The organism is Streptomyces sp. URMC 123 (genome assembly GCF_051386515.1).
Lineage (GTDB): Bacteria > Actinomycetota > Actinomycetes > Streptomycetales > Streptomycetaceae > Streptomyces.
This window is the reverse complement of the sequence record NZ_JBPQTV010000693.1, coordinates 1-556: the sequence shown is the minus strand read 5'-3', so window position 1 is coordinate 556 and position 556 is coordinate 1. Positions and strand designations below refer to the sequence as shown.

The 556-nt window shown below is 79.3% G+C and carries 1 protein-coding gene; it reads right to left on the bottom strand.

Annotated elements, in window-relative coordinates; all coding sequences use genetic code 11:
- Positions 1-305: 305 nt before the first annotated feature.
- Positions 306-556 (bottom strand): GNAT family N-acetyltransferase (locus tag ACSNOD_RS31670; protein ID WP_436770513.1); only part of this gene is annotated, 251 nt, incomplete at its 5' end.

Genomic DNA, 556 nt, shown 5'->3' with positions numbered 1-556 from the left:
CGCGCCGCCTCGGCGAACTGCCGCCTCCTGGCCGTGGTGTCGTCCATGTCCGCTTCCGTCGTCGCCTCCGCGCCGGCCCTCCCGGCGCGCCCTGCCGCTTCTCCCCGTCGGCCCGTGGCCCGTTCCGGGCCGACGGACCGGGCTGCCCGCCCCCGCCGGCGACCCGTGAGCCGTGGCCCATGCTCGGGCCCGCGGGCCCGGACCGACAGGCCCGTCCGGTACCGGCGAGCCCGCGGTCGCGAACCGTGGCCCGTGGGCCGCGTCCGGGCCCACGGGCCCGGCGCCCAGCCGGTCGGCCGCGCCCGTCAGGGCGCCCCCGGGGCGCCCTCCGGCGCCCGGTGGTGCCGGTAGATGTGGTGATCGCTGAACCCCATCCCCTCGTACAACGACCCCGCACCCTCATTGTCCGTCTCCACCTGGAGATACGCCGCCGAGGCGCCCTCGTCGAGCGCCCGCCGGGCCAGCGCCGCCATCACGGCCGTGGCCAGCCCCTGCCGGCGGTGCGCCGGGTCCACCTCTATGGCGGCGAAGCCCGCCCAGCGCCCGTCCACCACGC